The sequence below is a fragment of the Hydrogenophaga aquatica genome (assembly GCF_054780915.1).
Genome location: NZ_BAAGVK010000002.1, coordinates 220,138 through 233,202, shown reverse-complemented (window position 1 = coordinate 233,202; position 13,065 = coordinate 220,138). Strand labels below are relative to the sequence as shown.

Annotated in this window: 12 protein-coding genes; all 12 read left to right on the top strand. The window is 64.3% G+C overall.

Going from position 1 to position 13,065, the window contains the following annotated elements:
* The first annotated feature begins 4 nt into the window (after nt 1–4).
* On the top strand, nt 5–703 hold the full coding sequence (locus ACYVHH_RS02225) for a transposase (RefSeq protein ID WP_460563386.1): 699 nt from the start codon (nt 5–7) through the stop codon (nt 701–703).
* A gap of 184 nt (nt 704–887) precedes the next feature.
* Nucleotides 888–5,630 (top strand): glutamate synthase-related protein, encoded by a 4,743-nt coding sequence (locus tag ACYVHH_RS02220; RefSeq protein ID WP_460563385.1) that lies wholly within the window; start codon nt 888–890, stop codon nt 5,628–5,630.
* Between the two features lie 30 nt (nt 5,631–5,660).
* Nucleotides 5,661–7,127 (top strand): glutamate synthase subunit beta, encoded by a 1,467-nt coding sequence (locus ACYVHH_RS02215; RefSeq protein ID WP_460563384.1) that lies wholly within the window; start codon nt 5,661–5,663, stop codon nt 7,125–7,127.
* A 92-nt stretch (nt 7,128–7,219) separates the two neighbouring features.
* Entirely contained in the window at nt 7,220–8,053 is an 834-nt protein-coding gene (locus ACYVHH_RS02210) for an ABC transporter ATP-binding protein (protein ID WP_460563383.1), read from the top strand.
* Nucleotides 8,050–8,832 carry a lipid asymmetry maintenance ABC transporter permease subunit MlaE gene (gene mlaE / locus ACYVHH_RS02205; protein WP_460563382.1) on the top strand — a complete coding sequence of 261 codons (783 nt, stop codon included), beginning with the start codon at nt 8,050–8,052 and terminating at the stop codon, nt 8,830–8,832. The genes ACYVHH_RS02210 and mlaE overlap by 4 nt, the downstream gene beginning before the upstream one ends.
* Nucleotides 8,833–8,844: 12 nt before the next feature.
* A complete protein-coding gene (gene mlaD, locus ACYVHH_RS02200; protein ID WP_460563381.1) occupies nt 8,845–9,321 on the top strand; it encodes an outer membrane lipid asymmetry maintenance protein MlaD in 477 nt (158 codons plus the stop codon).
* A gap of 32 nt (nt 9,322–9,353) precedes the next feature.
* Nucleotides 9,354–10,070 carry an MlaA family lipoprotein gene (locus tag ACYVHH_RS02195; RefSeq protein ID WP_460563380.1) on the top strand — a complete coding sequence of 239 codons (717 nt, stop codon included), beginning with the start codon at nt 9,354–9,356 and terminating at the stop codon, nt 10,068–10,070.
* A 101-nt stretch (nt 10,071–10,171) separates the two neighbouring features.
* On the top strand, nt 10,172–10,819 hold the full coding sequence (locus ACYVHH_RS02190; protein WP_460563379.1) for an MlaC/ttg2D family ABC transporter substrate-binding protein: 648 nt from the start codon (nt 10,172–10,174) through the stop codon (nt 10,817–10,819).
* The gene (locus tag ACYVHH_RS02185; RefSeq protein ID WP_460563378.1) at nt 10,819–11,106 is read left to right on the top strand and encodes an STAS domain-containing protein; all 288 of its coding nucleotides are present in this window, start codon (nt 10,819–10,821) and stop codon (nt 11,104–11,106) included. Before ACYVHH_RS02190 ends, ACYVHH_RS02185 begins: the two co-directional genes overlap by 1 nt.
* Before the next feature lie 12 nt (nt 11,107–11,118).
* A complete protein-coding gene (locus ACYVHH_RS02180) occupies nt 11,119–12,060 on the top strand; it encodes an ABC transporter ATP-binding protein (protein WP_460563376.1) in 942 nt (313 codons plus the stop codon).
* Nucleotides 12,057–12,812, top strand: a complete 756-nt coding sequence (locus ACYVHH_RS02175; RefSeq protein WP_460563375.1) for an ABC transporter permease — start codon at nt 12,057–12,059, stop codon at nt 12,810–12,812. The genes ACYVHH_RS02180 and ACYVHH_RS02175 overlap by 4 nt, the downstream gene beginning before the upstream one ends.
* A gap of 7 nt (nt 12,813–12,819) precedes the next feature.
* Nucleotides 12,820–13,065, top strand: coding sequence for a BolA family protein (locus ACYVHH_RS02170; RefSeq protein ID WP_460563374.1), 246 nt, complete (start codon nt 12,820–12,822; stop codon nt 13,063–13,065).

The following is a 13,065-nucleotide window of genomic DNA, read 5'->3' as shown; positions in this document are numbered from 1 at the left end:
CTCCATGGCGCGCTTGCCTCGCCTCACCCTCCCTGGCATGGTCCACCACGTCATCCTGCGTGGCAACAACCGCCAGCCGGTGTTTGTTGATGCAGCAGACCGGGAGCTGTTCCTGTCGTTGCTGGCCGAGCACGCGAGGCGCGAGCAAGTGCAGGTGCATGCCTATGTCCTCATGGATGACCAGCTGCACCTGCTGCTCACCCCGCAGCTTGCGGAAGCCTTGCCAAGAACGATGCAGGCCGTGGGCCGCAGCTACGTCAGGCGTTTCAATCAACGTCACGGGCGCACCGGCACCCTATGGGAAGGGCGGTACCGTGCAACGGTGGTGGACGCCGAGCGCTACCTGCTCCCTTGCATGGCCTACTTCGATCTGAGTCCAGTGCGCGCCGGTCTGGTGCCGTCGCCGCAGCAGTATCCGTGGTCAAGTCATGGGCACTACGTTGGTTTGCGCAACGAGCGTTGGTTGACACCCCATCCGCTGGTCTGGGCCTTGGGCAACACGCCTTTTGCCCGGGAGGCGGCCTACGCGCAATGCGTGGCACGAGGGGTCAGTGGTGCCGATGAGGCAGCGCTGACCGAGTCGGCGCTCAAGGGGTGGGCCTTGGGTGGTGATGCGTTCTTGCAGCGGCTGGCCGAGCAAACCCCCCGCAGGTTGCAGAAAGGGCGTGCCGGTCGGCCGCCCGCCAGGCGCCCTGGCGAATAGCCTGCTGGCTGATTGGCCTTTTTTGGCTGTGGGATCCGTTTGCCGGAACGTAATCTGTCCCCAATAAAGCACACTGATATTTTTGTTTTCTTTAAATTGGATTCCGACCCCATTTATTTTTCTTGGCATGAATGCTGCATTGCACTATGCTGTTCACATTCATGCTTTGTATGAGGAGTTAGGCGTGACCCATTCCACCGAAATCGCGCAGCTGCAACAGCACGGTCTGTACGACGCTGCCCAAGAACACGACGCCTGCGGCGTGGGCTTTGTTGCCCACATCAAGGGCCAGAAGAGCCACGCCATCGTGGAACAGGGTCTCAAGATCCTGGAAAACCTGGACCACCGCGGCGCGGTGGGTGCCGACGCCCTGATGGGTGACGGCGCGGGCATCCTGATCCAGATCCCCGACCAGCTCTACCGCGAGGAGATGGCCAAGCAAGGCGTGACCCTGCCGCCGTTGGGCGAGTACGGCGTCGGCATGATCTTCCTGCCCAAGGAGCACGCCAGCCGTCTGGCCTGCGAGCAGGAGATGGAGCGCGCCATCAAGGCCGAAGGCCAGGTGCTGCTGGGCTGGCGCGACGTGCCGGTGAACAAGGACATGCCCATGTCCCCCACCGTGCGCAAGACCGAGCCGATCATCCGCCAGGTGTTCGTGGGCCGCGGCAGCGACGTGATCGTGCAGGACGCCCTGGAGCGCAAGCTGTACGTCATCCGCAAAACCGCCAGCGCCAACATCCAGCGCCTGAAGCTGACGCACAGCAAGGAATACTACGTGCCCAGCATGAGCAGCCGCACCGTGGTGTACAAGGGCCTGCTGCTGGCCAACCAGGTGGGTGAGTACTTCCTGGACCTGCAGGACCCGCGCTGCGTGTCCGCCCTGGGTCTGGTGCACCAGCGCTTTTCCACCAACACCTTCCCCGAGTGGCCGCTGGCCCACCCCTACCGCTACGTGGCTCACAACGGTGAAATCAATACCGTCAAGGGCAACTACAACTGGATGAAGGCGCGCGAAGGCGTGATGTCCTCGCCCGTGCTGGGCGGCGACCTGCAGAAGCTCTACCCCATCAGCTTCGCTGGTCAGTCCGACACGGCCACTTTCGACAACTGCCTGGAACTGTTGACGATGGCGGGCTACCCCATCAGCCAGGCGGTGATGATGATGATCCCCGAGCCGTGGGAACAGCACACCATGATGGACGAGCGCCGCAAGGCGTTCTACGAGTACCACGCAGCCATGCTGGAGCCGTGGGACGGTCCCGCATCCATCGTGTTCACCGACGGTCGCCAGATCGGCGCCACGCTGGACCGCAACGGCCTGCGCCCCTCGCGTTACTGCGTGACCGATGACGACTTCGTCATCATGGGTTCCGAGTCGGGCGTGCTGCCCGTGCCCGAGAGCAAGATCGTTCGCAAGTGGCGCCTGCAACCCGGCAAGATGTTCCTGATCGACCTGGAGCAGGGCCGCATGATCGATGACGAGGAGCTCAAGGCCAACCTCGCCAACACCAAGCCCTACAAGCAGTGGATCGAGAACCTGCGCATCCGCCTGGATGACGTGACCCAGCCCGTGGCTGGTGAGGCCGAAGGCCGTCAGGTGCTGACGGAAGAGTCTTCGCACGCCGCAATGGATCACGTGGATGCTTCGCTGCTGGACATGCAGCAGGCTTTCGGCATGACCCAGGAAGACATCAAGTTCCTGATGGCGCCGATGGCCCAGAACGGCGAAGAGGGCATCGGCTCCATGGGCAACGACAGCCCGCTGGCCGTGCTGTCTGACAAGAACAAGCCGCTGTACAACTACTTCAAACAACTGTTCGCCCAGGTGACCAACCCGCCGATCGACCCGATCCGCGAGGCGATCGTGATGTCGCTGGTGTCCTTCATAGGCCCGAAGCCGAACCTGCTGGACATCAACCAGGTCAACCCGCCGATGCGCCTCGAGGTGAGCCAGCCCGTGCTCAACCCGGCCGACATGGCCAAGCTGCGCGAGATCGAGAAGTACACCAACGGCAAGTTCAAGAGCTACACGCTCGACATCACCTACCCGTTTGCCTGGGGCAAGGAAGGCGTGGAAGCACAGCTGGCGTCGCTGTGCGCCGAGGCGGTGGACGCGATCAAGAGCGGCAGCAACATCCTGATCCTCAGCGACCGTGGCGTGAGCGCGCAGCGCGTGGCCATTCCGGCGCTGCTGGCCCTGTCTGCATTGCACCAGCACCTGGTGCGCGAAGGGCTGCGCACCACCGCCGGCCTGGTGGTGGAAACCGGCTCCGCCCGCGAGGTGCACCACTTCGCCGTGCTGGCCGGTTACGGTGCCGAGGCCGTGCACCCGTGGCTGGCCATGGACACGCTCAAGGCCATCCACAAGGACCTGCCGGGTGACCTGTCTGGCGAAAAGGCCATCTACAACTACATCAAGGCGATCGGCAAGGGCCTGTCCAAGATCATGTCCAAGATGGGCGTGAGCACGTACATGTCCTACTGCGGCGCGCAGCTGTTCGAAGCCATCGGCCTGAACAGCAATACGGTGGAAAAGTACTTCACCGGCACGCCCAGCCGTGTCGAGGGCATCGGCGTGTTCGAGATCGCCGAGGAAGCCATTCGCATGCACAAGGCCGCCTTTGGCGACGATCCGGTGCTGGCCAACATGCTGGACGCTGGCGGTGAATACGCCTGGCGCGCCCGTGGTGAAGAACACATGTGGACGCCGGACGCGATTGCCAAGCTGCAGCATTCCACGCGTGCCAACAACTTCAACACGTACAAGGAATACGCGCAGATCATCAACGACCAGACGCGCCGTCACATGACGCTGCGCGGCCTGTTCGAGTTCAAGGTGGACCCCGCCAAGGCCATTCCGGTGGAAGAGGTCGAGCCCGCCAAGGAGATCGTCAAGCGTTTCGCCACCGGCGCCATGTCGCTGGGCTCCATCTCCACCGAAGCGCACGCCACCCTGGCTGTGGCAATGAACCGCATTGGTGGCAAGAGCAACACCGGCGAAGGCGGTGAAGACCCGGCACGTTACCGCAAGGAACTCAAGGGCATCCCCATCAAGCAGGGCGAGTCCCTGGCGTCCATCATCGGCAGCGACAAGGTCGCGTCCGACATCCCCCTGCTGGCAGGGGACAGCCTGCGCTCCAAGATCAAGCAGGTGGCGTCTGGCCGTTTCGGCGTGACCGCCGAGTACCTGGTCAGCGCGGATCAGATCCAGATCAAGATGGCACAGGGTGCCAAGCCGGGTGAAGGCGGCCAGCTGCCGGGCGGCAAGGTGTCCGAGTACATCGGCTTCCTGCGCTACTCGGTGCCGGGCGTTGGCCTCATCAGCCCGCCGCCGCACCACGACATCTACTCGATCGAGGACCTGGCGCAGCTGATCCACGACCTGAAGAACGTGAACCCGCGTGCCGACATTTCTGTGAAGCTGGTGTCGGAAGTGGGCGTGGGCACCATCGCCGCAGGCGTGGCCAAGGCCAAGGCCGACCACGTGGTGATCGCCGGTCACGACGGCGGCACGGGCGCTTCGCCCTGGTCCTCCATCAAGCACGCGGGCTCGCCCTGGGAAATCGGCCTGGCCGAGACCCAGCAGACCCTGGTGCTCAACCGCCTGCGCGGCCGTATCCGCGTGCAGGCCGACGGCCAGATGAAGACCGGCCGCGACGTCGTCATCGGCGCGTTGCTGGGCGCTGACGAGTTTGGCTTCGCCACGGCACCGCTGGTCGTTGAAGGCTGCATCATGATGCGCAAGTGCCACCTGAACACCTGCCCGGTGGGCGTGGCCACGCAGGATCCGGAGCTGCGTGCCAAGTTCGCAGGCAAGCCCGAGCACGTGGTGAACTACTTCTTCTTCGTTGCCGAGGAAGTGCGCCAGATCATGGCCCAGCTGGGCATCCGCAAGTTCGACGATCTGGTGGGACGTGCCGACCTGCTCGACACGCGCGCCGGCATTGCCCACTGGAAGGCCAAGGGCCTGGACTTCAGCCGCCTGTTCTTCCAGCCCGAGGTGCCCGCAGACGTGCCGCGTAAGCATGTGGACGTGCAGGACCATGGTCTGGACAAGGCGCTGGACGTGAAACTGATCGAAAAGTCCCGTGCCGCCATCGACAAGGGCGAGAAGGTCAGCTTCATGGAAGCGGCCCGCAACGTGAACCGCACCGTGGGCGCCATGCTCTCGGGCGAGGTGACGCGTCACCACCCCGAGGGGCTGCCCGATGACACGCTGCGCATCCAGCTGGAAGGCACGGGCGGCCAGTCCTTCGGCGCGTTCCTGACCAACGGCATCACGCTGTACCTGATCGGCGATGCCAACGACTACACCGGCAAGGGGCTGTCCGGCGGCCGTGTGGTGGTGCGTCCGAGCATTGAGTTCCGTGGCGACGCGGCCAAGAACATCATCGTGGGCAACACCGTGCTGTACGGTGCGACCCGCGGTGAGGCCTTCTTCCGTGGCGTGGCTGGCGAGCGTTTCGCCGTGCGTCTGTCCGGTGCCACCGCTGTGGTGGAAGGCACGGGCGACCATGGTTGCGAGTACATGACGGGCGGCACCGTGGTGGTGCTCGGCCAGACCGGGCGCAACTTCGCCGCAGGCATGAGCGGCGGCGTGGCTTACGTCTATGACGAGGACGGCCTGTTCGCCAAGCGCTGCAACACCGCCATGGTGAGCCTGGACAAGGTTGTGAGCGCGGCAGAGCAGGAGGCCACCACCGACCGTGCCACCTGGCACCGTGGCCAGACCGACGAGGCCCAGCTGCGCAAGCTGCTGGAAGACCACAACCGCTGGACCGGCTCCACCAAGGCGCGCGAGATCCTGGACAACTGGGCGCAGACCCGTGGCAAGTTCGTGAAGGTGTTCCCGACGGAATACAAGCGCGCGCTGGCCGAGCTTCAAGCCAAGGCCGCTGCGGCGCCCAAGGCCGTGGCCGCAGCCTGAACCCACTGAACAGATTCGAGGACACAGATCATGGGAAAAATCACCGGCTTCATGGAGTATGAGCGCCTGGAGGAGGGCTACCGGCCCGTCGAAGAGCGCCTGAAGCATTACAAGGAATTCGTGGTGGGGCTCGACGACGCCCAGGCCAAGGTCCAGGGCGCGCGTTGCATGGACTGCGGCACGCCGTTCTGCAACAACGGCTGCCCGGTCAACAACATCATCCCGGACTTCAACGACCTGGTGTATCGGGGCGACTGGGAGAACGCGATCGCGGTGCTGCACAGCACCAACAACTTCCCCGAGTTCACCGGCCGCATCTGCCCCGCGCCCTGCGAGGCGGCCTGCACGCTGAACGTGAACGACGATGCGGTGGGCATCAAGTCCATCGAGCACGCCATCATCGACAAGGCCTGGGCCGAGGGTTGGGTCAAACCCCGTCCTGCCAAGATCAAGACTGGCAAGAAGGTGGCGGTCGTGGGTTCCGGTCCGGCCGGTCTGGCGGCAGCACAGCAGCTTGCCCGTGCAGGGCACGACGTGACGGTGTTCGAGAAAAACGACCGGATCGGCGGCCTGCTGCGTTACGGCATTCCCGACTTCAAGATGGAGAAGTGGCTGATCGACCGCCGCGTCGAGCAGATGCAGGCCGAGGGCGTGACCTTCCGCACCCGCGTGCTGGTGGGCGCCATGCCCGAAGGCTCCAAGGTCACCAACGACGCCACCGAAGTGGTGTCGGCCGAGCAGCTCAAGGCCGAGTTCGACGCCGTGCTGCTGACCGGTGGTTCCGAGCAGAGCCGTGACCTGCCCGTGCCCGGCCGTGAGCTGGATGGCGTGCATTTCGCCATGGAGTTCCTGCCGCAGCAGAACAAGGTCAACGCTGGCGACAAGATCAAGAAGCAGATCCGTGCCGACGGCAAGCACGTCATCGTGATCGGTGGCGGCGACACCGGTTCCGACTGCGTGGGCACCAGCAACCGCCATGGTGCAGCCAGCGTCACCCAGTTCGAGGTGATGCCCATGCCCCCCGAGCAGGAGAACAAGGAGCTGACCTGGCCGTACTGGCCGATCAAGCTGCGCACCTCCTCCAGCCACGACGAGGGTTGCGTGCGCGAGTTCGCCATCTCCACCAAGTCGTTCAACGGCGCCAAGGGCAAGGTCACCAGCCTGACCACGGTGAACGTGGAGTTCAAGGACGGCAAGCTGGTGGAGATTCCGGGCACCGAGAAGGAATACAAGGCCGACCTGGTGCTGCTGGCAATGGGCTTCGTGAACCCGGTCGCCACCGTGCTGGATGCCTTTGGCGTGGACAAGGACGCGCGTGGCAACGCCAAGGCAACGACCGATTTCACGGGTGGCTATGCCACCAACGTGGCCAAGGTGTTTGCCGCCGGTGACATGCGCCGTGGCCAGTCGCTGGTGGTCTGGGCCATCCGCGAAGGCCGTCAGGCTGCACGCGCCGTGGACGAGTTCCTGATGGGCTTCAGCGACCTGCCACGCTGAGCCTGGGCGAACCCCGCCATGGCGGGGTCCCCCGGGTTATCCCGTATGATACGAAGGCCGGTTCGTCCGGCTTTTGTCATTTTTCAAGCAGCATGCCCTCCGCCAACCTCGTTGAACTGAAGAACCTCACCTTCGGGTATGGGGATGGCCGCGTCGTGCTCGACAACATCGATGTTCACGTGCCGCGCGGCAAGGTGACGGTGCTGATCGGGGCTTCGGGCGGCGGCAAGACGACCATGTTGCGCCTGATCGGTGGCCAGAACAAGGCTTTGAGCGGACAGGTGCTGTTCGACGGCCAGGACGTGGGTGCGCTGGACCGCAAGGGCCTGTATGCCATGCGCCGCCGCATGGGCATGCTGTTCCAGTTCGGCGCGCTGTTCACCGACCAGAACGTGTTCGACAACGTCGCTTTTCCCTTGCGCGAGCACACCAGCCTGTCCGAACCGCTGATCCGCGACATCGTGCTGATGAAGCTGCACGCCGTCGGCCTGCGAGGTGCGCGCCACCTGATGCCCAGCGAGCTTTCCGGCGGCATGGCGCGCCGCGTGGCGCTGGCGCGGGCCATTGCGCTGGACCCGGAGCTCATCATGTACGACGAGCCGTTCTCCGGGCTGGACCCGATTTCGCTGGGCACGGCGGCACGTCTGATCCGCCAGCTCAATGACACGCTGGGGCTGACCAGCATCATGGTCTCGCACGAGCTGGAGTCCACCTTCCAGGTGGCGGACCACATCATCGTGCTGGCCAACGGCAAGGTGGCCATGCAGGGCACCCCTGACGACGTGCGCCACAGCGACAACCCGTTGATCCGGCAATACGTGACCGCGTCGCCGGAAGGCCCGGTGCGTTTCCACTACCCGGCGGCGCCGGTGGCCGATGACTTCGGCCCGAACGGCGATGGTCTGCGTGCAGGGAGGCTTTCATGAACCGCTGGCATCCTGCCCGCGTGGGGCTGGCCATGCGCTCCAAGCTCGCTGATCTGGGCCTGGGCGCGCGTCTGTTTGTTCGCCTGTTCCTTGGGTCCTGGGGCAGCTGGCGCCGTTTTGGCCTGATCCGCGACCAGATCCATTTCCTGGGCAACTATTCCCTGGCCATCATCGCCGTGTCGGGGCTGTTCGTGGGTTTCGTGTTCGGCCTGCAGGGCTATTACACGCTGCAGCGCTACGGCTCATCCGAGGCGCTTGGGCTGTTGGTCACGCTCAGTCTGGTTCGCGAGCTTGGGCCCGTGGTCACCGCCTTGCTGTTCGCGGGGCGCGCGGGCACGTCGCTCACCGCAGAAATCGGCTTGATGAAGGCGGGCGAACAGATCAGCGTGATGGAGATGATGGCCGTGGACCCGGTGGACCGTGTGCTGGCGCCGCGCTTCTGGGCCGGTGTCATCGCCATGCCCTTGCTGGCGGCGGTGTTCAGTGCCATGGGCATCATTGGCGGCTGGGTCGTCGGCGTGCTCATGATCGGCGTTGATGGCGGTGCCTTCTGGAGCCAGATCCAGGGTGGCGTCGACGTGTGGGCCGATGTGGGCAACGGTATCGTCAAGAGCATCGTGTTCGGCATCGCCGTCACCTTCATCGCATTGCTGCAGGGCTTTGAGGCCCATCCCACCCCCGAGGGGGTTTCGCGCGCCACCACCCGCACCGTGGTCGTGGCGTCGCTCACTGTGCTGGGCATGGATTTCATCCTGACGGCCATGATGTTCACCATTTGAAGGAGAGAGCCAGTGCCACGCTCCAAGATCGATGTCTGGGTGGGTCTGTTCGTCGTCATCGGCGGTGCAGCCATCCTGTTCCTGGCGCTTCAGGCTGCCAACCTGCTGAACCTGAGCTTCGAGCCGACCTACCGCGTCACGGCCCGTTTTGACAACGCTGGCGGGCTCAAACCCAAGGCTGCCGTGCGCAGCGCAGGCGTGGTGGTGGGCCGCGTGGAGTCGATCGGTTTTGACGACAAGACCTTCCAGGCCAACGTGGTGCTGGCGTTGGAATCACGCTACGCCTTCCCCAAGGACAGTTCGGTGAAGATATTGACCAGCGGCCTGCTGGGAGAGCAGTATGTCGGGATTGAGCCCGGCGGTGCCGAAGACAACCTTGCGCAGGGTGATCTGATCACCCAGACCCAATCGGCCATCGTGCTGGAGAACCTCATCGGGCAGTTCCTGTTCAACAAGGCGGCCGAGGCGGGTGACACGGCTGCGAAGTGAACCTTGGCCTGTAGCGATACCGGGGAGTTGAAATGATTACCGAAAGCTGGCGCAAAGCCGCCTTGTCTGTCTGTCTGGGTGCGGCATTGCTGTCGGGCTGTGCCACGGGGCCTGCGGCGAACCCGCAAGACCCGCTGGAGCCCATGAACCGCACGGTCAGCCGTTTCAACGACGGTGTTGACGAAGCGGTGCTCAAGCCAGTGGCGACCGCCTACCAGGGCACCGTGCCGCGGCCCGTGCGCACGGGTGTGAACAACTTTTTTGCCAACCTGCGGGATGCATGGTCGGCGGTGAATGCGCTGCTGCAGTTCCGCCCGCGCGAAGCGGCGGAAAACTTCATGCGCTTCAACGTGAACACCTTCTTCGGCCTGGGTGGCATCCTGGACATCGCCAGCGAGATGGGGATCGAGCGCACCACGCTCGATTTTGGCCAGACCATGGGGCGCTGGGGCGTGCCTTCGGGCCCCTACCTGGTGTTGCCGTTCTTTGGCCCTTCGTCGGTGCGTGACGCCACCGGCCTGGTGGTGGACAACCAGGGTGACATGGTGTCCCAGGGTGTGGACCACGTGCCTACCCGCAATTCGCTCCACGTGCTGCGGGCCACGGACACCCGCGCCGGGCTGCTGAGGGCGGGCGAACTGATCGACGAAGCGGCGCTGGACAAGTACACCTTCACGCGGGATGCCTACCTGCAACGCCGCCAGAGCCAGATCAATGGCGGCACCAAGGAAGAACGTTACGACGAATGAATCAGGGGTGACAAGGTGTAAACCGGTGGAACCGGCGGCCTTGTTGTTCCCACCAAGGGGTGAGCTGACGCGTTTTGCGCTGGCCGCCACAGGAGGAAGCGATGATCGATAGCAAGCTCAACCATCTGCCGCGCCGGGCGTGGCTCACCGCCGCTGGCGCGTTCGCCTTGACCGCCAACCTGCCCCTGGCCTGGGCCGAAGGGGAGACCCCGGAGGCGCTGATCCAGCGCATCGCAGGCGAACTCATCGAGCAGGTCAAGAACGACCGTGCCATCCAGGCGGGTGACCTGGCCAAGGTGGTGGCCCTGGTGGACAGCAAGATCATGCCGCACGTGAATTTCACGCGCATGACGGCCTCTGCCGTTGGCCGCTTCTGGCGCCAGGCCACGCCTGAACAGAAGCAGCGCCTGCAGGAAGAATTCAAGACCCTGCTGGTGCGCACCTACGCGGGCGCGCTTTCGCAACTGAAGGACCAGACGCTGACGTTGAAGCCTTCGCGTTCCCGCCCGGAAGATACCGAGGTGGTCGTGCGGTCCGAGGTGCGCGGCAAGGGCGATCCAGTGCAGCTGGACTACCGCCTGGAAAAAACGCCGAGCGGCTGGAAGGTGTACGACATCAATGTGCTGGGCGTCTGGCTGGTGGAAACCTACCGTGGCCAGTTCGCTCAGGAGATCAACACCAAGGGCATTGACGGGCTGATCGCCTCGCTGGTCGAGCGTAACCGCGCCAACGCGGCAAAGGCCAGCTGATGACCCAGACGCTGCCCGCATTGCCCGCGCGTCTGATCCATGCCGACGCCGACGGCTTCCTGGCCAAATGCGTTGCACAGCTCAACGGGGCGGCACTGGCGTCCGGTGCCGGTGTGAGCATCGACGCGTCGGCGCTCACGGAGTTTGATTCCTCCGTGCTGGCGCTTTTGCTGGGCGTGCGGCGTGCGGTGGTGTCCCGCGGTGGAGTCTTCGAGGTAAGCGGCATGCCGCCGCGTCTGCGCGACCTGGCGACCCTTTACGGGGTGAGCGAATTGCTGCCCGCGTAAAATGTCGGGCCCATGTCCGCCGTTTCATTCCAGAACGTCTCCAAGACCTACGTTACTCCCCGTGGCGAGCTGCAAGCCCTCAAGGGCGTGAGCTTCGACATCGAGCCCGGGGAGTTCTTTGGCCTGCTCGGCCCCAACGGCGCAGGCAAGACCACGCTCATCAGCATACTGGCCGGTCTTTCGCGTGCCAGTTCTGGTCACGTCAAGGTGCATGGCGCTGACGTGCAGGCCGATTTTGCCCAGGCGCGCCGCCGCCTGGGGGTGGTGCCGCAGGAGCTGGTGTTCGACCCCTTCTTCACCGTGCGCGAGGCGTTGCGCTTCCAGTCTGGGTACTTTGGCATCCGCGACAACGCCGCCTGGATCGACGAGCTGCTGGATGGGCTGGGCCTGGCCGACAAGGCCAATGCCAACATGCGCCAGCTTTCCGGGGGCATGAAGCGCCGGGTGCTGGTGGCGCAGGCGCTGGTGCACCGCCCGCCCGTCATCGTGCTTGATGAGCCCACCGCCGGGGTGGACGTGGAGTTGCGCCAGACCCTGTGGCAGTTCATTTCGCAGCTCAACAAGCAGGGCAGCACCGTGCTGCTCACGACCCACTACCTGGAAGAGGCCGAGGCCCTGTGCGGGCGCATCGCCATGCTGAAACACGGTGAGCTGGTGGCGCTGGAGAAGACTTCCGATCTGCTGAAGCGGGCGTCGGCCAACGTGCTGCGTTTCAAGACCGACGCGGTGCTGCCGGCAGACCTGGCCGCGCAGGCGCGGGTGACGGGGCGTTTCGTGCAGCTGCCCGCGCACGACGCGCTGGAAGTCGAACGCATCCTGGCAAGGGTGCGCGAGGCGGGTGTGCCGGTGGAGGACATCGAGATCACCAAGGCGGACCTGGAGGATGTGTTCCTAGACCTGACGGGCAGCCGCCGTGCCGTGCCAGCTGCCGCCGAAGCGGAGGTGGCGGCATGAACGGCTGGCAGACCCTGTTCTACAAAGAGGTGCTGCGTTTCTGGAAGGTGGGTTTCCAGACCGTGGCGGCGCCGGTGATGACGGCCATCCTCTACCTGATGATCTTCGGCCACGTGCTGGAGGACCACGTCAAGGTCTACGACACCGTCAGCTATACCGCCTTCCTGCTGCCGGGTCTGATCATGATGAGCGTGTTGCAGAACGCGTTCGCCAACAGCTCGTCCAGCCTGATCCAGAGCAAGATCATGGGCAACCTGGTGTTCATTCTTCTTGCGCCGCTGTCGCACCGCGCCTGGTTCGTGGCCTACGTGGGCTCGTCCATCGTGCGCGGGCTGGTGGTGGGGCTGGGGGTCTTGTTCGTCACGTTCTGGGTCGCAGACCTGTCCTTCGTGGCACCGCTGTGGATTGTGGTTTTCAGCGTGCTGGGGGCGGCGTTGCTCGGCTCCCTGGGCGTGATTGCCGGCCTGTGGGCGGAGAAATTCGACCAGATGGCAGCATTCCAGAACTTCATCATCATGCCGATGACTTTCCTCAGCGGTGTGTTCTATTCCATCCATTCCCTTCCACCGTTCTGGCAGAAGGTCAGCCACCTGAACCCCTTCTTCTACATGATCGACGGGTTCCGCTACGGTTTCTTCGGGCGCAGCGACGTTTCGCCCTGGCTGAGCCTGGGCATCGTGGGGGTGGCGTTCCTTGTGGTGGGAGGCATCGCCATGCACCTGCTGCGCACCGGTTACAAGATCAGGCACTGAAGCTGAAATGACTTCCGACGAACTGCAATCCCTCATCGCCGCCGGCCTGGCCTGCGAGCACCTCGAAGTCTCAGGCGACGGCCGCCACTGGGCGGCTGTGATCGTGTCTGCGGCCTTTGAGGGCAAGCGCCTGATCGCCCGCCACCAGCTGGTGTACGCCACTCTGGGCCAGCGCATCCAGACCGACGAGGTTCACGCCCTGTCGATGAAGACCTACACGCCGGCCGAGTGGGCCGCACAACAGCAGGGCTGA